The organism is Megasphaera paucivorans (genome assembly GCF_900103535.1).
Lineage (GTDB): Bacteria > Bacillota > Negativicutes > Veillonellales > Megasphaeraceae > Megasphaera_A > Megasphaera_A paucivorans.
The window spans coordinates 37,839-60,278 of record NZ_FNHQ01000003.1 but is presented as its reverse complement, the minus strand read 5'-3'; the positions used below and the strand labels follow the sequence as shown (position 1 = coordinate 60,278).

Annotated in this window: 21 protein-coding genes, 1 tRNA gene and 1 pseudogene; 18 read left to right on the top strand and 5 right to left on the bottom strand. The window is 39.0% G+C overall.

Going from position 1 to position 22,440, the window contains the following annotated elements; genetic code table 11:
* Positions 1 to 11: 11 nt before the first annotated feature.
* From BLR11_RS14085 to BLR11_RS02260, 5 genes are all read left to right on the top strand, one after another.
* Positions 12 to 182: a hypothetical protein gene (locus tag BLR11_RS14085; protein WP_176762839.1), complete on the top strand. Its 171-nt coding sequence runs from the start codon at positions 12 to 14 to the stop codon at positions 180 to 182.
* A gap of 97 nt (positions 183 to 279) precedes the next feature.
* Positions 280 to 768 (top strand): sigma-70 RNA polymerase sigma factor region 4 domain-containing protein, encoded by a 489-nt coding sequence (locus BLR11_RS02275; RefSeq protein ID WP_091647825.1) that lies wholly within the window; start codon positions 280 to 282, stop codon positions 766 to 768.
* Positions 769 to 864: 96 nt separating this feature from the next.
* Positions 865 to 1,119 carry a hypothetical protein gene (locus BLR11_RS02270; protein ID WP_091647824.1) on the top strand — a complete coding sequence of 85 codons (255 nt, stop codon included), beginning with the start codon at positions 865 to 867 and terminating at the stop codon, positions 1,117 to 1,119.
* Between the two features lie 214 nt (positions 1,120 to 1,333).
* Positions 1,334 to 1,531 carry a hypothetical protein gene (locus BLR11_RS02265; RefSeq protein ID WP_091647822.1) on the top strand — a complete coding sequence of 66 codons (198 nt, stop codon included), beginning with the start codon at positions 1,334 to 1,336 and terminating at the stop codon, positions 1,529 to 1,531.
* A 332-nt stretch (positions 1,532 to 1,863) separates the two neighbouring features.
* Positions 1,864 to 2,067 (top strand): hypothetical protein, encoded by a 204-nt coding sequence (locus tag BLR11_RS02260; protein WP_091647820.1) that lies wholly within the window; start codon positions 1,864 to 1,866, stop codon positions 2,065 to 2,067.
* A gap of 444 nt (positions 2,068 to 2,511) precedes the next feature.
* On the opposite strand, the gene BLR11_RS14705 is transcribed toward BLR11_RS02260, so the two are convergent.
* The 3 genes and pseudogenes from BLR11_RS14705 to BLR11_RS14200 form a co-directional block, all read right to left on the bottom strand.
* Positions 2,512 to 2,664: an integrase core domain-containing protein gene (locus BLR11_RS14705; RefSeq protein ID WP_218118698.1), complete on the bottom strand. Its 153-nt coding sequence runs from the start codon at positions 2,662 to 2,664 to the stop codon at positions 2,512 to 2,514.
* Positions 2,665 to 2,721: 57 nt separating this feature from the next.
* Positions 2,722 to 3,285, bottom strand: a pseudogene (locus BLR11_RS14205) (IS3 family transposase); the annotation flags it as partial.
* A 37-nt stretch (positions 3,286 to 3,322) separates the two neighbouring features.
* Positions 3,323 to 3,670, bottom strand: a complete 348-nt coding sequence (locus tag BLR11_RS14200; RefSeq protein WP_218118690.1) for a transposase — start codon at positions 3,668 to 3,670, stop codon at positions 3,323 to 3,325.
* Positions 3,671 to 3,745: 75 nt separating this feature from the next.
* Here BLR11_RS14200 and BLR11_RS02250 point away from each other — a divergent pair, with 75 nt between their 5' ends.
* Positions 3,746 to 4,876, top strand: a complete 1,131-nt coding sequence (locus tag BLR11_RS02250; RefSeq protein WP_091647818.1) for a DUF4020 domain-containing protein — start codon at positions 3,746 to 3,748, stop codon at positions 4,874 to 4,876.
* A 407-nt stretch (positions 4,877 to 5,283) separates the two neighbouring features.
* Here the strand turns inward: BLR11_RS02250 and BLR11_RS02245 are convergent.
* Positions 5,284 to 5,372 (bottom strand) — tRNA-Ser (locus BLR11_RS02245).
* A gap of 160 nt (positions 5,373 to 5,532) precedes the next feature.
* On the opposite strand from BLR11_RS02245, the gene BLR11_RS02240 reads away from it, so the two are divergent.
* From BLR11_RS02240 to gatB, 11 genes are all read left to right on the top strand, one after another.
* On the top strand, positions 5,533 to 7,626 hold the full coding sequence (locus BLR11_RS02240; protein ID WP_091647817.1) for an LTA synthase family protein: 2,094 nt from the start codon (positions 5,533 to 5,535) through the stop codon (positions 7,624 to 7,626).
* Positions 7,627 to 7,845: 219 nt separating this feature from the next.
* Positions 7,846 to 8,721, top strand: a complete 876-nt coding sequence (gene glyQ, locus BLR11_RS02235) for a glycine--tRNA ligase subunit alpha (RefSeq protein ID WP_091647815.1) — start codon at positions 7,846 to 7,848, stop codon at positions 8,719 to 8,721.
* The gene (gene glyS / locus BLR11_RS02230) at positions 8,722 to 10,773 is read left to right on the top strand and encodes a glycine--tRNA ligase subunit beta (protein WP_091647814.1); all 2,052 of its coding nucleotides are present in this window, start codon (positions 8,722 to 8,724) and stop codon (positions 10,771 to 10,773) included.
* Between the two features lie 95 nt (positions 10,774 to 10,868).
* The gene (locus tag BLR11_RS02225; RefSeq protein ID WP_091647812.1) at positions 10,869 to 11,432 is read left to right on the top strand and encodes a hypothetical protein; all 564 of its coding nucleotides are present in this window, start codon (positions 10,869 to 10,871) and stop codon (positions 11,430 to 11,432) included.
* A gap of 138 nt (positions 11,433 to 11,570) precedes the next feature.
* Entirely contained in the window at positions 11,571 to 11,915 is a 345-nt protein-coding gene (gene rplS / locus BLR11_RS02220; protein WP_091647810.1) for a 50S ribosomal protein L19, read from the top strand.
* Between the two features lie 219 nt (positions 11,916 to 12,134).
* Positions 12,135 to 13,418 carry a manganese-dependent inorganic pyrophosphatase gene (locus tag BLR11_RS02215; RefSeq protein ID WP_091647808.1) on the top strand — a complete coding sequence of 428 codons (1,284 nt, stop codon included), beginning with the start codon at positions 12,135 to 12,137 and terminating at the stop codon, positions 13,416 to 13,418.
* Positions 13,419 to 13,491: 73 nt separating this feature from the next.
* The gene (gene pcrA, locus BLR11_RS02210) at positions 13,492 to 15,690 is read left to right on the top strand and encodes a DNA helicase PcrA (protein ID WP_091647806.1); all 2,199 of its coding nucleotides are present in this window, start codon (positions 13,492 to 13,494) and stop codon (positions 15,688 to 15,690) included.
* 12 nt (positions 15,691 to 15,702) lie between these two features.
* Positions 15,703 to 17,706, top strand: coding sequence for an NAD-dependent DNA ligase LigA (ligA, locus tag BLR11_RS02205; RefSeq protein WP_091647804.1), 2,004 nt, complete (start codon positions 15,703 to 15,705; stop codon positions 17,704 to 17,706).
* Between the two features lie 64 nt (positions 17,707 to 17,770).
* Positions 17,771 to 18,061 carry an Asp-tRNA(Asn)/Glu-tRNA(Gln) amidotransferase subunit GatC gene (gatC, locus tag BLR11_RS02200; protein ID WP_091647802.1) on the top strand — a complete coding sequence of 97 codons (291 nt, stop codon included), beginning with the start codon at positions 17,771 to 17,773 and terminating at the stop codon, positions 18,059 to 18,061.
* 7 nt (positions 18,062 to 18,068) lie between these two features.
* Complete coding sequence (gene gatA / locus BLR11_RS02195; RefSeq protein WP_091647800.1) at positions 18,069 to 19,535, top strand: Asp-tRNA(Asn)/Glu-tRNA(Gln) amidotransferase subunit GatA; 1,467 nt, start codon at positions 18,069 to 18,071, stop codon at positions 19,533 to 19,535.
* Positions 19,535 to 20,977 carry an Asp-tRNA(Asn)/Glu-tRNA(Gln) amidotransferase subunit GatB gene (gene gatB / locus BLR11_RS02190; protein WP_091647798.1) on the top strand — a complete coding sequence of 481 codons (1,443 nt, stop codon included), beginning with the start codon at positions 19,535 to 19,537 and terminating at the stop codon, positions 20,975 to 20,977. Before gatA ends, gatB begins: the two co-directional genes overlap by 1 nt.
* A gap of 195 nt (positions 20,978 to 21,172) precedes the next feature.
* Here the strand turns inward: gatB and tadA are convergent, their stop codons facing one another.
* The gene (gene tadA / locus BLR11_RS02185) at positions 21,173 to 21,625 is read right to left on the bottom strand and encodes a tRNA adenosine(34) deaminase TadA (protein ID WP_091647796.1); all 453 of its coding nucleotides are present in this window, start codon (positions 21,623 to 21,625) and stop codon (positions 21,173 to 21,175) included.
* 113 nt (positions 21,626 to 21,738) lie between these two features.
* Here tadA and BLR11_RS02180 point away from each other — a divergent pair, with 113 nt between their 5' ends.
* Entirely contained in the window at positions 21,739 to 22,398 is a 660-nt protein-coding gene (locus BLR11_RS02180) for a trimeric intracellular cation channel family protein (protein ID WP_091647794.1), read from the top strand.
* The last annotated feature ends 42 nt before the right edge of the window (positions 22,399 to 22,440 follow it).

Genomic DNA, 22,440 nt, shown 5'->3' with positions numbered 1-22,440 from the left:
GAGAGTGAATTATGACTAAAAAAAGCGAAATTGAAACAATAATATTTAATACAATGGACGAATTAAAATATATATCTATTGGGAAAATGGATTTAGCTGCGCTTGTAGTTGTCGTAGCATATAGGGCTTATGATAAGGGAAAAGCGGAAGGACTTCATCAAACAAAGATACTGCAAAATTAAAACTTTTAGCATGTTATAACTTAAAAATTTGATCAAGAGAGATAACCGGGGGAACTGATTGACATTGTTTCATTATAATAGCAGGAGGCAATAGAGCATGGATCGTAGTAAAAATGTAGCGGTAATCAAATACTATCTGCAGCACTATCAGGAGCAGATGACGTATATAGAAAACGTGAAGGCGGATATTGCTGATTATGAAGCCATGCTGTCACTAAATGCGGCACCAAAAATTCCATCTTTATCTTTTGCACCCGGCGGCAATGGTAGTGATCTAAGTCAGCAAGAACAGGAATATTTCAAGAAAGAGAAAATTCCAAACAAGATTGCTGCACTTCGGACAGAACTTGCGGAGAAAGAACCTATCATGAACCGACTAAATCGGTCACTAGAAGCATTGACAGAATCGGATCGAATGATTATTTGCAATAAATATATAAAAGAAATGTCGTGGAAAATGACAGCAGCCTGTGTGAATTGTTCAGAAGGATACTGCCGCAAGCGTAGTGAAAAGGTACTAGAAATATTGGCGGAGATGGTGTTTGGAACAGAAGATATTCCGGTGCAGACAGATTTTTTATTTTAAAGTTGACTTATTTATTGTACGCAGTTATTATTTAATAAATATAATATGAAAATTTATTATTGATAATTTTTTCTTTCGAAGAAAGAATGTGTTTTAATGACTGGAATAGATGAGCATATGTTTGAGATGAAAAAATTAAATGATGCATTAGATCAAAGAATAGCAGAATTAAAAAAAAGACAAGATGATTTGAATAGGGAATATGTAAAATTGTACAATGAAAATAATGGAGTATGTACCCCGGAAATGGAAAAAATAATTTTTGAACTATTAGAAAATGATAAAAGTATTGAAGATGCTTGCAGAAGAATTGATAGTAAGTTCCACTATTTGGGAAACATATTGAAATAGATGGGAAACCATACAATAAAGAATAGCTTGTATTAAATATATTTGTGAATAACTTTTTTCTTGTAGCAGATTCGGACAGATTTATAGCAGAATTGTAGCAGGTTTGGACAAGAAATACATGTTATAATAGTAGTGCAGGAAAATAAGTATAGGCTAGTTAATTGGAAATATTTTATAGATTCTGCGTTTCTCTTATTATTAGGAGGGATATTATATGACATCATATCTAGAAAAGTATTTAAAAATTCGAGTAATTAGTAACAGAGCTTTACATGAAGGTATTTGTAAAGTACATGATTCTAAAATGAATTATATTACATTAGCTGAAAAAACAAAGAAAAAAACAGTATTTAAAGAATATAGGTATAATCTGAAAGATATTAGTGTTATCAGTGTTAGCGATTGTAAATAATATTCTAAGCACTGATTACATAATGATAGTGCAGAAAGTGAGTATTGGGGGGAATTATTCATTTTAATGAACGATATCTTTTATTTTATATTTGTGGTATAGTGTAAATACAAGGGGTGATGATTGAAACCAAACCGATTTCAAACATTTATCGAGTGCGGATATATGAAATAAAACCCTTTAGGAGCTATAACATGTAACGTGATACAGAACGACCTTTTTGAAGGTGGGGACGGATAAACCTTCTACTATAGGAATTAAGAACACTCGCAGCTCGAGTGTTCTTTTATTATATTGTTAATATGTTATATGGTATGAAGGAGGGATTTTTTATGATAGATAAAACAAAATTAGAAAAATGCAGATATCATAGATGTGGACATTTTGAATTAGAAAATTACACTGAAAGTGATAAGCATTATGAAGGATTTGTAGATCCTAATAAATTAAATGAAATCTACGATGAAAAATATGAACTAGTTCCTTCCGCGTCGTTTGAGATAGATCAAGAATACATTGATAAGTTTGATAAGTAAAAATTTAACAGCAATGATGTTATGATTCAAGAATTGGAAAAATGTATTTTTATATCAAGATGCAGTAATAAAAATAGGTAGTGTAAAATAGTTTGTGCTTTTGAAAAAAATCTGTAGAATGAAGATATGGAGGTCAAAAGCATGGGACTACTAACGAAAGAACAAATTCGGGAGCTCATTAAAGAGCGAAACATGAAGACAACCAGCGCGATATTTCGGCAATGCTTAAGGATCTATTCAGTGAAACTATGCAGGAAATGCTGGAAGCTGAAATGGATACCACTCTGGGTTATTGGGTTATGGTAAAAATGAAAACTCTGCCAAACAAACCGAAAATCGTCGTAACGGGCATAGCAAGAAGACGGTAGTCAGTGAATATGGTGATACCGAATTGTATAATGGCTCATTTGTCAAGACAGAAATCTAAAGATTTCATAATGAACCTTAAGCCGTGGCATAATCTATTAGCATTGCTGGATAGTACAGCGTAGCTGGAGCCTGATAATCAATTGCTGAATGATTCCGTTTAAAATTGTAGGTCTGGATATAATTTTTAATTGCTTGACGCGCCTCTTTGAGATTGCCATACTGAGTCAGCTAAGCTTCCTCATACTTGAAACTTCGGAACCAACGTTCAATCATGATGTTGTCAGCTCAGCGTCTCTTGCCATCCATGCTTTGGCGCACCTTATTTTCCTTTAAAAACTTAATATACTCCTTGCTAGTGAACTGGCAACCCTGATCTGAGTTTAAAATTAGCGGTTTCGCAACTTTAAATGCTCTTTTGAGCGCATGGGTGACCATTCTGGTGTCTAATGTGTCATCTACTTCCCAGCCAACAATGCATCGGCTATACCAGTCGATGACAGCGGTTAAATAAAGGAATCCTCGTTTGATGGGAATATAGGTGATGTCAATTGACCATGCTTGATTTGGCCGAGTTATTACAGCATTCCGCAGCAAATACGGGCATACCTTCGCCTGTTGCATACGTTTGGACAGATTTATCTTTGGATATATCGCGTCCATACCCATTTCCGTCATATACCGACGGGCTTTCCTGCGGCCGACCAAGTAACCGAGGCTTTTGAGTTGGGATGACATTTGACGCGCCCCCCAAGCGGGATTATCCGTATGAATACGATCTATGACAGCTTTACAGGCAAGCTCTTCTGATGAAATAGGTGTGCCTTGGTAGTAGATGCTGGTACGATTTACTTCAAGTAATTCAGCGCCTTTCTATGCGGGAAGTTCTTTAGTCATCAAAAGGTTTCGGACTAAATTTACTTTCGTAGCCAGGTCCAAGCAGTTCTGTAGATTTTTTTTTCAACCAGTCCACCTGCATGGTGAGTTGGCCAACCTTTTTAGCATATGCTTCTTTCTCTTTGCGTTCCTCATCTAGTTTTTCTCTGATATGCTCCTCTCGGGAATCATCGAATACAACAGAGGCTTTATCGAGAAATTCTTTTTTCCAGTTTCGCAAAAGATTTGGTTGTATGCTATTTTCTATAGCTATTGCATGGAGATCTTTCTCGCCCTTGAGCAGTTCGAGAACTAGATCCGATTTGAATTTTGCTGTGAAATGTCTTCTTTTCCGGGACATAAATGAACCTTCTTTCAAGTGTTATCTACAGTATATCAGGTTCATTATAAACGGGCTCCCAAAATGTCTTAATTTATGAGACCATTATACATTCAGCCAAAAGCGAAGTTTAAGACATTTATAAGCCCTATTCAAAAAGAAGAACTACTTAATAAAAAACCAAGTGAAATTATTGATTTTTTGATTGAATTCAAGGAAAATTCGGTTAATTTATTCAATGAACCCAGTAGGTGTGGTCTTATTACTGTTGTAGCGGAAGTAGTGGCGAGTAATTTTGATTGGGGAGTTAGTCTATTTCAAATTTTATCTCAAAAAGAACTTTGGAAAAGTGATTTATGGGGCGGTATTTTTGAAGGATTTGAGAAAGGAAAAATTTTGCCAGAGCAGTGGGAAAAGATATTGTCACTGATTGAACAACATAAAGACCTATTATATATTGGAAATAATGTTGCTAAATTGCTTTTGAGTTCTATCCAAAAAGAATCGGATGGTATTCCTTTAGAATCTATTATCCATGCAGAATGTTTTGCCTATCAATTGTTGAAGATTTATATTGATGAGGGTGAAGTGATTGATGACACAATTAGTGAAAAATGGGCTGAAGAAGCAATAAATAATACAGGGGGTAAATTGACTGAATTTATACTCCATAGTATTTCTAAAATACATAAAAATGTAAAATATTATAATGGATTAACAAAAGATAATAAAGCATATTTTGAATTAATTTTAGAAAGTGATTGTTATGCAGCACAGATGGTATGGGATAAATGGCTTCAACAGTACTTAAAAAATCGTATTGAAGGGGTGCCGCTAGCTTTAGAAGATAAAGAAATTGAAGAAATGATTGGCTGGTTACCTTTTATGAACAAACATATTCCTGAATTTGTATCATATATTTGTAATGTTACCATTCCGTGTATAAATGATGTTTTGCTATATTGGAAGATTGATAAAAAAAAATTAGCGAAGCAATATCCTGATGATATTGCTAAACTTTTAAATTGTTTAATTATGTCGGCGAACTGTCCGTTTTCCCCTCGCGATACAGTGGCTGAAATTGTTGGAGATTTGATTTCAGCTCGAGCAGATGAAACAAGTGTAAGATTAATTATTGATAGTCTGGCAAGACTTGGTTTAGAAAGTGCACCGGAATTAAGAAATAGTATTTTAACGAGTAATTCAAGTGTAATACTAAATTCATAAAAGAATGAAACCGGAAGATTTATTTCTTATAATATAGTAATAACTGCAATAAATAAAATTGATAAAATATGTAAAGGGTTCTTAACCGAGATACCATTGGACCAAGTTGAGGTGTAGAATTATATGAATATCATGCATTATGTGTATGTAGGTAAGAAATTATTACTTTGTAGCTGAAAAGAGAATGAACGCTATTAAATAATCCAACCCCCTGTTTGATTATTCAGGGGGTTATTTTTGTGCGCTATATATTTATGAAGCACTTTGTATATTTGAGAAAATTATCATTTTTAGGCCGATGCAGAAAAATGACGATTGGGGTAGAAGGTCGGGAAAAATCCGAAAAATAAGAAAAATAAAAACGCACCATCAAGTCTGACAAACAGCTTAATGATGCGCTTTATGAATGGCGGAGCGGGTGGGATTCGAACCCACGGACCCTTTCGGATCAACTGATTTCGAGTCAGCCCCGTTATGACCACTTCGATACCGCTCCAAGAGTCAACATAAAAATCTTATCATAGTTACTGTCCTTCGTCAATAAAAAGATAACATAAAAGTTTATTTGACTTTTTCTACAGTTTAATTATAATGAGAGAGTATAGAAAACTATTTTAATGCAAATAGTTTTATTATGAGAATAAAGGAGTTATTACATGTTTGAGCAATTTTATATTTCTATGCAGCAGGACATTAAATTGTTTGTTTTTTTTCCTGTTCTTTGTGCTGTTTTTCGCGGGATATTTATTTATACATATAAACCATATTCTTTAAAAGGAAAGTGGAAAGTAGTAAAAGAATGTTTTCGCTTTGGTTTTTGGTGGGGCATGGATTTTAATGCCTATGTATTTTTATTTTCCTTACTGCTGATAACGCTTCCGGGGTTAGTATTCCCCTATTGGCATAGCCATGCAAACTTCGTTCGTTTAATGGGCGGAACTATATACGCTGCGATATTATATGCAGCTTTTGTGGGAAAAATGATTTTTTATTTTCAGTTCCATGATACATTTAATGGATTGGTTTTATTGGGACGCAAGGCTAATAAACGCAATTTAATAGATGTCTTTTTAAACCAATATCATGGCTGGACTGCTATTTTAGGAGCAATTCCGTATACCTTTGCATGCTGGATTATTTTAACGCTGCTGATTAGATTTCCTTCCGTGGCATATCCTCATTTTTCTTTGCCTGTGGTGTCATATGGTTTTAATGTACTTATTGTGTTGGTGGTAGGTCTGGGCTTTTATTTTTTTCGATATGGCGGGACTTTGATTCATGATGATAAACCGGAATGGGATACTATCCCGGATATTGTGAAAAACGATGTATTTCTTTCCAAGGCGGCAATGGACGATTTAGTTGCGTTGGAATATTTGGCAGAACATCCAATGAATGATTCTTTAAAGCACACAGATGAAGAGGATATGCAGTCTTTTGAAACGGCAGCCAAAGAAATAGGTGCAGCTCTTCCTATCCAAAAAAATCCGGTATATATGAGCAGACGAATAGCTAAAGGATCAATGATTAAGCCGCCATCTCACATTTTTCTTATTGTGGGAGAAAGTTACGGGCAAAACTATGTAGATCCGTTTTTACAATCACTTCATGTTGCGGACGGAATAAAATCTTTAATGAATGATCCTTCCGCAGCCGTAATATCTAATTTTCTTTCCGCAGGTATTATCTCCAGACCTTCGATCGTGAGTCTTATGTCGGGGATATTTGATGCAGGGCTGGAGCTGAATGAACGGGAGGCTTTTTGGCGGGGAACGGTACCGACGTCGTTGCCGGTGCAGCTTAGAAAACTGGGATATCATTCCTCCTATTGGTATGGCGGCAGTTTGGCACATGGAAATTTTCAGCATTTTTGCCCGGCGTGCGGTTTTGACCGGGCCATGGCTGCGACAGATTTTTGCGGTCCGAACGCGCCGATGAGCTGGGTGGGTGTGTATGATGGTGTTTTTCTTGATAAAACCGCAGAATTGATTGAACAGGATGATGTTCATCCGTTGCAGTTTCATTTTGTATACACTACGTCCAACCATGGCCCGTACAAGATGAATTTAGGAGAACTGGGTTTTGATACAGAACGCATTATGCCGGATGCTCCTGATGATGTGAAGCATAATAAGGGTATACAATCTGTGTTGGGAACCTTCTGGTACTCTGATCAGGCTATCAGCAACTTTATAGAGCGGATGAAACGGTGCTATAAGGACAGCTTATTCATTTTCACGGGGGATCACGGCGGTTCTTGCGGCGAATTGCAGCATACATCGCTTATGCAGCGGACATATACGTTCAGAGAACTGCACTGTCCGGTGTTTATGATGCAGCATCCTGATATTACACAGAATATTTTGGCGGGTAATATGATTGGCGGGCATATGAATATTATGCCTACGATTATGGAATTGATAGGACCAGCAGGGTTTGAATATTATTCATTAGTACCGCCGCTTACGGAGAAGCTTTCTCGTGTGGTTACACCATATCATTGGCTGACAGCTGAAGCAATCGGTGATTATAGTGATAATTATTATCAGATGCTTGCGGCGATATCGGGTGAACAAGTAAATATGGGAAATACTCCGTATATACATATTTCTGAAGCAGAACGGAATTTATCGGCTTATTTATTGCGTCATCCGGAATTATTGAAAGAGGCAGGGCGACCCTCTGTTTCGTCATTGACTTTTTCGGACAAGTTTGCTAAGATGGTCCATATGAGCGATGCAGGAGAGTAGTAGGCATATAAAAGCGAAACAGGAATAGTGCGAGCCTGTTGTGTGCTGAAGGCGCTTCGAAGGCTCCGGCAGGAAGTTCCGGATAGGAATGCGTAAAAGCCGAAAGAATGAAGTGGGTCTTACCGACCAATCAGGGTGGAACCGCGGGTAAGTGTGTACTCGTCCCTGTAACATTTATTAATGTTACAGGGATTTTTTGTATTTTAGGAGGGAAAACAGATGAATTTTCAGGAAATGATTTTTGCATTGAAACACTTTTGGTCTTCCCAAGGCTGCATTATTCAAGAACCGTATGATGTAGAAAAGGGAGCGGGTACGATGAATCCTGCAACTTTTTTGCGTACTTTGGGACCGGAACCTTGGCATGTGGCATATGTAGAGCCATCACGCCGGCCAGCTGACGGACGTTATGGCGATAATCCGAATCGATTGTATCAACATCATCAGTTCCAAGTTATTTGCAAGCCATCGCCTGATAATATCCAAGAGCTTTATTTGGAAAGTTTGGCAAAACTTGGCATTAAAGCAGAAGAACATGATATCCGCTTTGTCGAAGATAATTGGGAATCACCGACATTAGGTGCATGGGGGCTGGGTTGGGAAGTATGGCTGGATGGCATGGAAATTACACAGTTTACATATTTTCAGCAAGTTGGCGGTATTGATGTCAAGCCTGTTTCTTCAGAAATAACATATGGCATGGAACGGCTGGCCATGTATATACAGCAAAAAGATAATGTATATGATTTGGAATGGACGGAAGGCATTACATATGGAGATATTTTTCATCAAAATGAAGTGGAACAATCTACCTATGCATTCCAGATTAGTGATGCAAAACTTTTGTTTCATTTATTTGATTTATATGAAACAGAAGCTATGCGTATTATTAAATCGGGATTTGTTCTTCCAGCCTATGATTATGCTTTAAAATGTTCCCATGCTTTTAATCTCCTTGATGCACGCGGTGCAATTAGTGTCAGTGAACGGGCTGCTTTTATAGGACGTGTTCGTAATTTGGCGCGTGCTTGTGCCAAAGGATATTTGGAACAACGAGAAAAATTGGGATTTCCTATGTTAAAGGAGGATAAGTAAATGAGCAAAGATGTATTGCTGGAAATAGGCACGGAAGAAATACCAGCTCACTATATGCCAAATGTGTTATTGCAGATCAAGGAACTGGCTGGTGAAAAATTTGCAGAAGCGAATATTTCCTGTGGAACTATATGTTCCCTGGGGACGCCTCGCCGTATCGTTCTTTGTATCAGCGAAGTTGCAGATAAGCAAAAAGATATTTTTTCAAAAAATAAAGGACCTTCTGTTAAAATTGCGTTTGATGCTGCGGGGAATCCCACCAAAGCAGCCTTGGGATTTGCTCGCGGTCAGAAAATAAATGTAGAAGATTTGGTCGTTGAAAATGGATATGTATATGCTAACGTGACCTGTGCCGGAGTTCCCACTCAAGGATTACTTCCGGATATTTTAAAAAATATTATCCTATCCTTGAACTTCCCTAAAAGCATGATTTGGGGGAATGAAGATGTTCGTTTTGTCCGCCCTATCCGATGGATGGTAGCACTGTTAGATACAGATGTAATACCTTTTGAAATTGCGCATGTACATACCGGGAATCGAAGCCGCGGACATCGCTTTTTAAGTGATGGAGATTTTTTGATTTCTTCCATGAAAGAGTATAGAAAAATCATGAAAGAACATTTCGTTATTGTTGATCCTGAGGAACGGAAACAGATGATTCTGTCAGGATTGCAGAAATTGGCAGAAGAAAAAGGCGGGACAATCATAATGGATAAAGACCTGCTCGAAGAAGTCATGTATCTAGTTGAATATCCAACCGCGTTATGCGGCAATTTTGACGAAGCATTTCTGCAATTACCGGAAGCGGCTATCATTACACCGATGAAAGACCATCAACGGTATTTTCCCATGAAAGATAAAGATGGGAAATTAATGAATATGTTTCTTACTGTACGGAATGGTAATGCATATCATTTAGAAACCGTTCAACACGGGAACGAACGTGTACTTCGTGCACGTCTGGATGATGCAAAATTCTTTTTTGATGAAGATCGGAAAACAAAATTGATTGATCGTGTTGAAGATTTGAAGAAAATTGTTTTCCAGGATGGATTGGGAACACTTTATGATAAAGCAAAACGCCTGGAAGCAATTACTGTCTTTTTGAAGGATACACTTTCTATCGTTGAGATAGAAGATACTTTATTAGTGAGAGCAGCTCAATTAGCTAAAACGGATCTTTTAACGCAAATGGTGGCAGAGTTTACAGAATTGCAAGGTATTATGGGAATGGAATATGCCCGCATTGATGGCGAAAAGGAAGCAGTTGCCTTAGCAATAAATGAACAATATTTGCCGCGTTTTGCCGGTGATGAATTGCCGCAAACGGTGATGGGTAAAATTTTGGGTCTTGCTGATAAATTTGATACTATTGCCGGCTCCTTTAGTTTGGGCCTCATTCCTACAGGATCGCAGGACCCATTTGCACTGCGTCGTCAGACTATTGGCATTTTGAACATCCTTATGGAAGCTCATTGGAAACTGGACTGCAGCGAAGTGTTTCGTTTTATCTTAAATCTTTTAGGTGTTCCGGCAGAAAAACAAAAGAAAATCGTAGAACAACTCAATGCGTATTTTCGTTTGCGTCTGAAAAATATTTTCCAAGAGAGAGGAATGGATTATCATATCATTGATTGTGTCCTTTGTGCGGATACGCTGGATGCTTCGGAGGCAGAACAGCGGGCACAAGCGCTGACGAATGCTGACATCATGAGCCAGACTGATATATTACAGGCTTTTACTCGTGTGGAAAACATGATTAAAGATACGAAAATTACAGATGTAAAACCAGAATTGTTTGAAACGGCGGAAGAAAAGAAACTGTATCAAACCTGCGAGTATATGCAGTCTAAACTGTCTGCATTATATGCTGGCTATGATTATGATGGTGTTATTGCTGTTTTGCAGGAAGGAGTGGCGGCTATTAACGAATTTCTTGATCATGTACTTGTCATGCATAAACAGGAAGAAGTTAAGAATAATCGCCTTTATCTTCTGGCATTGACATTCAGCCTTATTAGTCCGCTGGGAGATATAAAGAAACTATCTTAACTTTTTGTAATATTTTTGTGACTTTTTTTAATAGTATAATGTGATGTAATATGGTATAGTAAATGTACAATTTTAATTGAAAGGAAGGGATTAAAATGAAAAAAATAGTATTGTTGATCGCGGCTATTACAATGCTGATTATGTCAGCTTCTTTTGCTGCCGATAATACAACGGATATTAACGGAGCTGATAATGACGATATTAATACAGTAGAGGTATTGAAAACGAATGATGCCAACTACTACCGGTATGAAAATTCACGTTTTCAATATGCTGTTGATATACCCGTGACCGCTACTGAAGCGATTCCTTCAACAAACGGTGATGGATGTAATTTTATTGATCCTGCGGATGGGGCAACATATACCGTATATGGGGCGGAGAATACAATGCATTTTACCCTGCAGAATCTTTATAATGTGGATATGGGTATCATTAATTTCCCGAAACTTACGAATAAATCCATGGGAAAGAATTATTATGCTATTGCTTGGGAAAAAGATAATATGAGTTATTATAAAAAAGTGGTTTTAAATAAAGACACCTATGCTTCCTTTGGCATTGCCTACCCATTGTCTAAAAAAGAAAAGTATAAAGCGATTATTGCCCATATGGATAAGTCTTTTGTACCGGTAAATGCGCAAACTGCAGCGAAATAAAAGAAGTAAGGTATTGCCAACAAGTAAATTATGTGATAAAATAACTCTGTTAATCTAGACAGTCCTCTGTCCGCTTCGCGATGTGCCATGTTTGTGATGGTGCCGCAGGGCACGAATGTCTCAAGGAGGAAAATATAAATGAACATTATCAGTGTGCTTGAACAAGAACAACTTCGCAGTGACATTCCTGATTTTCGCCCCGGTGATACCGTAAAGGTACATGTAAAGGTCGTAGAAGGCAATAGGGAACGTATTCAGATTTTTGAAGGTCTTGTTATCGGCCGTCAAAATGGCGGTGTCCGTGAAACATTCACGGTTCGTCGTATTTCGTATGGCATAGGAGTGGAACGTACTTTCTTGGTACATTCACCTCGTTTGGCAAGAATTGAAGTTGTTCGCCGCGGTATTGTCCGTCGTGCAAAATTGCATTATTTGCGCGGTCTCACAGGCAAAGCTGCACGTATTCGCGAAAAACGGTCCTAGTAGTAAAGAACACAAACAAGAGTTGGATTATTCCAACTCTTGTTTTTTTTTGTGCCCGGTATGAACGCAGTCTAACGGATGAAAGTCCCAATGGGTGACCTCCTACTCGATTGGTTTAACTAGGTTCATTTTTTTTTTGAATAGGATAGACCTCTATGTTATAATAGTCACTAGAGTATATATTTAACCATTAACTAATTTTAATATGAGGTGAGTACATTGGCAGAAAAACATATTTTTGTTACAGGCCATAAGAGCCCGGATACAGATTCTATCTGTTCTTCCATTGCATATGCGAAATTGAAACAACTGATGAATGTAGATGCGGTGGCTATTCGTGCCGGTGAAATAAACAAGGAAACTGAATTTGCATTGAATTATTTTAAGGTTGCGCCCCAGCCGCTAGTGAAAAATTTTTATATTACAGTTGCCGATGCAGCAGATACAACGATTGCAGCATTATCTTTGAGCTCCAGTTTGAAAGATGCGGCTAAGTGGTTTTCTGTTAATCTTCTCGAATTTGCCCCGGTCGTGGATAATGGCAAGTTTGTTGGTATCATTGATAAAGCGAGTTTTGCCGATGAATTTATCAAAAATCTTCTTGGGCAGGAATTGACGACGATTAAAGAACTGGTTCATGATCCTGAAATTTTTTATAAAACCACGGACTTTGCTCATGATGTAAAATCAGATGGGACGTATGTTGTTATAAAAGAAGGCAAATATTATGGATTAATTTGTACGGCATGCATTGAACATACGGAAAAACAACAAGTAATTCTTGTTGATCATAATGAAAAGAAACAAATTATTGATGGCATTGATGAAGCCGAAGTAATTGAAAACATTGATCATCACCGTATTGGCGGTGGTATTGCTACAGATGGTCCCATTTTTGTCCTTTTTAAGCCAGTCGGCTGTACTAGTACTATTGTAACACAGCTATATGAGTTGTATCACAAGGAAATCCCTAAAGATATAGCGGGCTTGCTGTTGTCTGCGATTATTTCTGATACAGTGTTGTTCCGTTCTCCTACATGCACGGATGAAGATAAAGCTGCTTGTGAAAAACTTGCGGCAATTGCCGGAGTGGATATACAGCAGTATGGTTTGAGCATGCTTAAAGCCGGTGCGAATGTGTCTGATTTATCACCAGACGAAATTGCCCATAATGATATGAAGGAATTTTCGGAAAAAGACCAAGTTATTTCTATATCTCAAGTTCAGGTTATGGACACGAAAGACTTGCTTGATCAAAAAGAAGTCTTGCTGAATGCATTGGAAAAAATGCGTACAGGAGCTGATTATGCGGCATCCTTATTAATGATTACCAGTATTATTGATGAATCGACAAATCTTATTTTTGCGGGTAATTTTGAAGATGTTATCCATAAGTCGTTTGCCAAGGATATCCTTGATAAAGAAGTGTATCTTCCTAATGTAATGAGCCGTAAAAAACAAATTGTACCGCCCATTTTAGCGGCTATTAAAGACTTACGCTGATTTTTAGTAAATAATTGCCAAGGCCCTCATCCTGATGGTGGTGTGGGCCTTGGTTCGTGTTTAAGGAGTTTTCATGAATCCGATTTATGATACATTAAATGAAAAACAAATAGAAGCGGTAAAACATACGGAAGGTCCTTTGCTGATCATGGCTGGAGCTGGTTCCGGAAAAACCAAGGTACTTACCTGCCGTATTGCTCATCTTTTGGAAAAAGGTGTTGCGCCGTATTGTATTTTAGCAATTACCTTTACCAATAAGGCAGCTAAAGAAATGCAGGAACGAGTACGCAATCTTGTAGGTGCTGAAGCAGAACGAATTTGGCTCAGTACTTTTCATTCTTTTTGTGCTAAGCTGCTGCGTTTTGAAATTGATGGATTTGATGGATACAGCCGTAATTTTACAATATACGATGCATCGGATCAACTGGTTCTTGTAAAAGATTGTTTAAAAGAAATTAATTTGGATGACAAGCAATTTCCGCCCCGTTCCGTTTTGTCGACGATATCGGGAGCGAAAAATCGACTTCTGCAGGCGGCTGAATATGCGAAACAGGCGGGAGACTTTTATGAACAAAAAGTTTCTGATGTATATACATTATATGAAAAAAAATTAAAAGATAATAATGCAATGGATTTTGATGATTTGCTTCTTTTAGCGGTTAAACTGTTGCAGACGAACCGGGATGTGAGGGAAAAGTATCAAAATCGATTTCAATATATTTTGGTAGATGAATATCAAGATACAAATCATGCACAATATTTACTGACACGCATATTGGCGGCAAAATGGCAGAATATATGTGTTGTCGGTGATGCGGATCAGAGTATCTATGCCTGGCGTGGTGCAGATATACAGAATATTATAGAATTTGGAAAAGATTATCCTCAGGCAGCGCAAATTAAACTGGAACAGAATTATCGTTCTACGAAAACAATTCTAGAAGCAGCAAATGCGGTTATCGAACACAATAAAAGCCGGCCAAAAAAAGAATTATGGACTTGTAATCCTGACGGTCATAAAATCATTCATTATCATGCGCAAACAGAGCATGATGAAGCCGACTATATTGGAGGGATAATATACAATCGTCATGAAATCGGACACGAACCATATGGACATATGGCCGTTCTTTTCCGCACGAATTCCCAGTCTCGTACATTGGAAGAAGCATTAATGCATTATGGTATTCCGTATACGATGGTGGGAGGAACAAAATTTTATGACCGCAAAGAAATAAAAGATATTATTGCATATTTGCGCGTTTTATATAATCCCGACGACAGTTTGAGTCTTATGCGCATTATCAATGTTCCCAAGCGCAGTCTGGGAGCAACGACACTGGAACATTTGGCGGAGTATGCTGAAAAAAATGAGATTTCTATTTTTGAGGCCTTGTCTTCTTCAGAAGAACTGCCGGTAACAAAGCGGGCAAAAGAATCATTGGAAAGTTTTGCCGTGCTTATTTTTGATTTGCTGAACCACACGAGCGAATGGGATGTGATGACTCTTATTGAAGAAGTTATCCGGCAAAGTGGGTATGGTGCAATGATTGATGCAGAGGCAGCGCATGATCCAAAAGGAGAAAGTCGTAAAGAAAATTTAGGAGAATTCTTATCGGTTGCTAGGGATTTTATGAATTCCAATCCACAAGGGACATTACAAGATTTTTTAGAAAATATTGCATTAGTTAATGATGTTGATGAATTTGAAAATTCAGAATCCAAGGTTACTTTGATGACACTTCATGCTGCAAAGGGATTGGAATTTCCCATAGTGTTTCTGGCAGGCATGGATGAAGGATTGTTTCCTCACAGTCGAACTCTTATGGATCCGGGACAAATTGAAGAGGAACGGCGGTTATGTTATGTAGGGATTACGCGTGCGGAACAGCAATTATATCTGACGAATGCTTCAACTCGTACGATATATGGGCATATTTCGGCATATCTTCCCAGTCGTTTTCTCCGTGAGATACCGGAAGATCTTATGGAAGAATACAAAAGGCGTGTCAAAATGCCTGAAACGTCGTCACGAGTACCGGCACGGCAGCGGATATCTATTCTGTCGCAGCCTGTGAATTCAGCTCTTCCTGAAAAACATGAAGTAGATGATTCATGGAAAGCGGGGGACAATGTACGGCATAAAATTTGGGGTATTGGGAAGATTCTTGAAGTTATTGGAGAAGGATCAAATATGCAGATGAAAATTGAGTTTCCTACGAAAGGAGTTCGGCAGGTTGTTGTGAAATATGCACCTATCGAAAGGGAATAGGAGGTATATAGCATGGATAATACATCGGATTTGTATCAGGAACTGCAAAAATTGCGGAAACTGCTTGAGTATCATAGTTACCGGTATTATACGAAAGATAAGCCGGAAATCAGTGATTATGAATATGATATGCAGTATCGTCGTCTTGAAGATATTGAAAAAGAACATCCGGAATGGATTACGCCTGATTCACCAACACAGCGGGTTGGCTCCAAAATATCAGGAGGCTTTGCCAAATATACACATGATCGTCCTATGCTTAGTTTAGGTGATGTTTTCAACGATCATGAATTGATGGAGTTTGATCAGCGTATACGAAATGATTTGGTTGATGAAAAACTGGAATATATTGTAGAACTGAAAATTGATGGATTGGCAGTCAATCTTATATATGAAAAAGGAAAATTTGTCCGGGGTGTGACACGGGGAGATGGCAGAGTGGGAGAGGATATTACAAATAATGTCCGTACCATTAGAACGATTCCGCTTCATATTGATAGCGACTCCGAGCATATAGAAGTACGCGGGGAAGTGTACATGCCTGTTGATTCTTTTGAACAATTGAATGAGCAGAGGATAGAAGACGAACTTGAACCATTTGCAAATCCTCGAAATGCTGCGGCAGGTTCTTTGCGTCAACTGGATCCGAACATTACAGCCCGGCGAAAGTTAGCATTTTTTGCTTATGCGCTGGGAGGTAACGTAGGATTAATGATACAGAGTCAGGAAGAATTATTGCAGCGGCTTAAGGAGTTTCATTTCCACGTTAATCCTGAATATAGAAAATTTGCAGATATGTCCGATGTTATTCAATTTATTCATAGTTGGGATGAACGACGCCGGGATTTACCGTATGCTACGGATGGAATGGTAGTTAAAGTAAATTCTTTTTCGCAGCAGGAACGTCTGGGCAATACTGTTAAAATTCCACGTTGGGCGATAGCTTATAAATTCCCGCCGGAAAGAGCCGAAACTAAAGTCCTTGATATATCAGTTTCCTTGGGACGGACCGGAGTACTTACTCCGGCGGCTGATTTGGCACCGGTGCGCTTGGCGGGTACGGTAGTCAAACGAGCTACGCTGCATAATGAAGATTATATTAAAGAAAAAGACATTCGTATCGGGGATACTGTTATTATACAAAAAGCAGGAGAAATTATTCCGGAAGTTGTAAAACCAATAGTAGAGGTCCGGCAGGGAACCGAAAAGATATTTACTATGCCCACGGTCTGTCCTAGCTGCGGCGGGACGGTTGTTCGCCGGGAAGGAGAAGCAGCGGTACGGTGTATAAATCCCGATTGTCCCGCTGTACTCGTGGAACGAGTGGCACATTTTGTGTCCCGTGATGCCATGAATATCGATGGACTGGGAGATGCTATCGTCAGCCAGCTTTTGGATCGTCATATGATTCATACGGTAGCAGATCTGTATGACTTAACAAAAGAAAACCTGCTAAGTTTGGATGGATTTGCTGATAAATCGGCAGAAAATTTGTTAAGAGCAATTGATGATAGTCGTACAGTAGGATTAGCACGTGTTATTTTTGCTTTGGGGATACGGTTTGTGGGAGCGAAAGTTGGACGTATCTTGGCCGAATATTTCGGCTCTATGTCGGCTATTATGCGTGCTTCGGCAGAAGAGCTTACCGCTATTGATGAGGTAGGCCCGAGAATTGCCAATAGTCTTATTTCTTATTTTTCTGATTCAAAACATCGGGATTTAATACAAAAACTTGCTGCTCATGGAATTGTTATGACAGCAGAAAAGAAAGCACTTATCAATACTTCTTTTGATGGAGAAATCGTTGTTCTTACGGGAAAATTAGTAAATATGACTCGGCAAGAAGGGCAAAAAGCGGTTGAAGATAGAGGCGGCAAGGTCACATCATCTGTAACAAAGAAAACGACATTGGTAGTAGTCGGAAGCGAACCGGGAAGTAAGTTTGATAGGGCAAATCAACTGGGAATTCGTGTTATAGATGAAGAAGAGTTCTGTCAATGGTTGGAAAGAGAATAAAAAAAATGGTATAATAATTTATTGTAAAGTTATAGATAAAATATTTTCAACAAGGGGTGTCCATATGAAAATCAGTGCAGAGGAAATAAAAAAAATCGCACTATTGTCCCGATTGGAAATCCAGGATAATCAGATTGATTCCGTTGGGAAACAGTTAAATGACATTTTAACGTACATGGATTTAATCAGCCAAGTCGATATAAGTGATGTAGAACCGACAGGACATGCCGTATCTATGCGCAATGTTATGCGTGAAGATGTGCCTCAACCGTCTTTGGCGAATGAAAAAGCACTGCAGAATGCACCGGAACAAGAAAACGGTTATTTTAAAGTTCCCAAGGTTATTCAGGATTAGGAGGCATATGGTGGAAGCGTCGACAATACATGTATTACATGAAAAATTAGTTACTGGTGAAATTACGTCCGTTGAACTAACAAAGAAGTATCTTGCTCACAAAGATGCTGTTGAACCCCGAGTTCAAGCTTTTTTGTCAGATAATCGTGAATATGCGCTGGAAGCAGCAGCGGCAGTTGACAAGAAAATAGCTGCAGGAGAGAGTATTTCGGATTTAGCCGGTATACCGGGTGCTATAAAAGATAATATATGCATCAAAGGGCAAAATGCTACCTGTGCCTCTCGGATGCTGGAAAATTTTAAATCGCCATATAATGCGACTGTTATTGAAAAATTGATGAATGCCGATTATGTCAGTCTTGGCAAAACGAATATGGATGAATTTGCCATGGGGAGTTCGACCGAAAATTCTGCTTTTCAAATAACACACAATCCTTGGAATCTGGACTGCGTCCCAGGTGGATCTTCCGGAGGATCTGCAGCTGCTGTTGCTTCGGGAGAAGCTGTATGGGCCTTGGGATCTGACACGGGAGGATCCATTCGCCAGCCTGCATCGTATTGTGGGTTAGTCGGTATGAAACCTACTTATGGACTGATTTCCCGATATGGCTTGATTGCCTTTGCTTCATCGCTGGATCAAATCGGGCCTATTACAACGGACGTTACGGATTGTGCTATCGTGCTGAATGCGATTGCTGGTCATGACAGCAAAGATTCCACTTCCATTGTACAGGAAAAAAAGGATTATAAAAAAGCGCTGGTTAATGATGTTAGAGGGCTGAAAATTGGTATTCCCGAAGAATATTTTGCTGAAGGGCTTGATTCTGAGTGCAGAAAAGCGCTAGAAGAAGCGATTGATACGTATAAAAAATTAGGTGCTGAGATAATTTCGCTTAAAATGCCTCATATGAAATATGGACTGGCAGCGTATTACATTATTGCTCCCGCTGAAGCCAGCTCCAATTTAGCTCGGTTTGACGGGGTAGGATTCGGGCTGCGCATTCCGGGCACTGACATTGTAGATATGTATAAGAAAACTCGTTCTGCAGGATTTGGCGCTGAAGTAAAACGCCGTATTCTGCTTGGCACGTATGTTTTAAGCTCGGGATATTACGATGCATACTATCTGCGGGCGATGAAGGTACGTACGCTGGTGAAGAGCGATTATGACGAAGCCTTGAAGCAGGTTGATGTGCTCTTGACTCCGACAGTACCGGATACGGCCTTTAAAATTGGGCAGAATACGGATGATCCACTGGCGATGTACCTAGGTGACATCTGTACTGTTACATTAAATTTGACGGGGCTTCCCGGTATGAATATTTGCTGCGGATATAAGGATGGACTGCCTATCGGCATGCAGCTTATTGCCAAAGCTCTTGATGAAGAAACGCTGCTGCGGGCTGCATATACGTTTGAACAAAATCGTACCGATTTGAAAAAGCAGCCGCCTATGAGGGAGGTTGAATTATAATGAAATACGAATCCGTCATTGGGCTGGAGGTCCATTGTGAATTAAAGACGAAAACAAAGATTTTTTGCGGCTGCAGTACAGAATTCGGTGCCGAACCCAATACACATGTATGTCCCGTATGTTTGGGGCTTCCTGGCGTATTGCCGGTTTTGAATAAAGAAGTGCTGCATTTTGCTATTAAAGCAGGATTGGCATTACATTGTGATATTTTACCATACAGTAAATTCGATCGTAAAAATTACTATTATCCTGATTTGCCGAAGAATTTTCAGACCTCGCAGTATGATCTGCCAATTTGTTTGAATGGGCATGTGGATATAGAAGTCGGCGGTGAAACACGGCGCATCCGATTGACTCGTATCCATATGGAAGAGGATGCCGGTAAACTTGTCCATAATGGCGCTTCCATTGATACGTCTGATACGACATATGTTGATTATAACCGTACAGGTGTGCCTTTGTTGGAAATCGTATCGGAACCGGATATCCGCAGTGGTGAAGAAGCTAAAGCATACTTGGAAAAACTGCGGTCTATATTGCAGTACCTTGATGTATCGGATTGTCGCATGGAAGAAGGAAGTATGCGCTGCGATGCTAATATTTCCGTACGTCCGGTCGGAACTGCTGAATTAGGCACAAAGGCTGAATTGAAAAATATTAATTCTTTCAGCGGCGTTCAAAAAGGCATTGAATTTGAGGCAGTTCGCCAGGCCGAACTGATTGAAGATGGGGGGACTGTTATTCAGGAAACCCGCGGCTGGGACGAAAATAAAGAGATTACAGTTACCCAGCGTGTCAAGGAAGGAACAAATGATTATCGATTTTTTCCCGAACCGGATTTGATTCCTATAGAGGTATCTCCGGAATGGATTGAGGAAATTCGCAAAGAAATCCCGGAAATGCCGGATGCGAGATGCAAGCGTTTTACTGAAGAGTTGGGATTGCCTGAATATGATGCGAATCTTCTTACACTAGATAAACAGACGGCAGATTACTTTGAAGCGGTAGTGGCTGCCGGTATTGATGTTAAAACAGCGTCTAATTGGATGCAGGGGGAATTTGCCAAACAATTGAATGCTGCCGGATTGACAGCTGATAAAGCACCGGTTGCTCCGAATGCGTTAGCCGAACTTCTGGAATTGATTTCTAAAGGTACTATATCTGGAAAAATTGCTAAATCGGTATTGCCTGAAATGTGGCAATCCGGAAAAGCAGCCGCAGAGGTTGTAAAGGAAAAAGGTCTTGTCCAGATTTCTGATACAGGGGCACTGGAAGAAATTATTAAAACGATTATTGCATCAAATCCACAATCTGTTGCAGACTATAAAGCCGGTAAGAAAAAAGCTATTGGTTTTTTGGTAGGACAGGTCATGAAACAGACAAAAGGCCGTGCTAATCCTGGAGCGGTCAATGAATTATTGATTAAAAATTTAGAGGCATAAAAGTAAAAATTTATAAAACGCATTTAAATACCTCTGGATAGGGAAGTGAAGATACTTGTTTTCCCTATTCAGAGGTATTTTATGTTATGTAAAGAATGAATTTTGTGTGCAGTATATTAGACCGAGACGGATCAGACACGGGATACCTTTATATTTAAAATTCTTGTACCGTGTATCTGCTATTTTATTTATATTTCATTGTCTTCTTTGTCTAAAAAAATCTTTCATCAGCTGACTGCATTCTTCCTCTCGTATTCCTGAGGTAACAGATACCTGATGATTTAAGCTGGGATTATTTACTATGCAAAATAGTGAGTGGACAGCTCCGCCTTTAGGATCATCACAGCCATATACTAGGCGATCCAGACGACTATTGACAATAGCACCGGCACACATGGAACATGGTTCTACTGTGACATATAACGTGCATCCGGAAAGACGCCAGCGTGATAATGCCCGGCAAGCTTTTTCTATAGCTAATACTTCAGCATGCGCAGTAGCACAGGGCAGTGTTTCGCGTAAATTATAGGCAGAAGCAATAACTTTTTTTTCAAACACGATAATGGCACCAATTGGAATTTCTCCTACGTTATAGGCGATTTTGGCTTCGTGTAATGCTTTTCCCATGTAAAATTCATCTTTAGTCATGATTTTCTCCTTCATATAGCATGCCGCAGTGATAACCAGAAGGGTTGGTTATTATAAGCATTTTATGATATGATACATACTGATAGTATAATTTTACAGGATGGTGGATGGTAATGCAATCATTATGGTGGCAATTATTTGATATATTAGGAACGACGGCATTTGCTTTATCAGGGACAATGGTTGCCGTATCGAGAAGAATGGATATTTTTGGTGTATTCGTCCTTGCTGCAGCGACTGCAGTTGGCGGCGGCATACTTCGTGATGTTATTATTGGCAATATTCCTCCGGCAGCGCTGCGAGATGATTTGTATTTATGGATTGTTATTATAACGATTGCCGTAACGTGTGCCATTATTCGATATATTACTATGCGGCGTGACTTGATGGACCGCTTCAAAAATGTATATTTAATGTCCGATGCCATAGGACTGGGGTCTTTTACTGTTACGGGGACGATGCTGGGGTGTAGTTATTATCCCAATATGTGGGTTTTAGCTGTTACTCTTGGCGTTGTTACCGCTATTGGCGGCGGAGTTATTCGTGATGTCTTGGCAGGACAAGTGCCGATTATTTTTTTACAGGATATTTATGCCTCCGCCTCTTTGATCGGTTCATGCATGTTGTATATTACGTTTATTATACTGGGAATTCCTGCTGAAATATCTTGCATTATAGGATTTAGCATCACGTTAATATTGCGTATGTTAGCTATTCATTTTCATTGGAATCTTCCTCGTGTCCGCCGTAAACGAAGAGATGATATTTTGTAATTGTCATTGGTTTTTGCTATAATTAATACAATATTTTAGTTT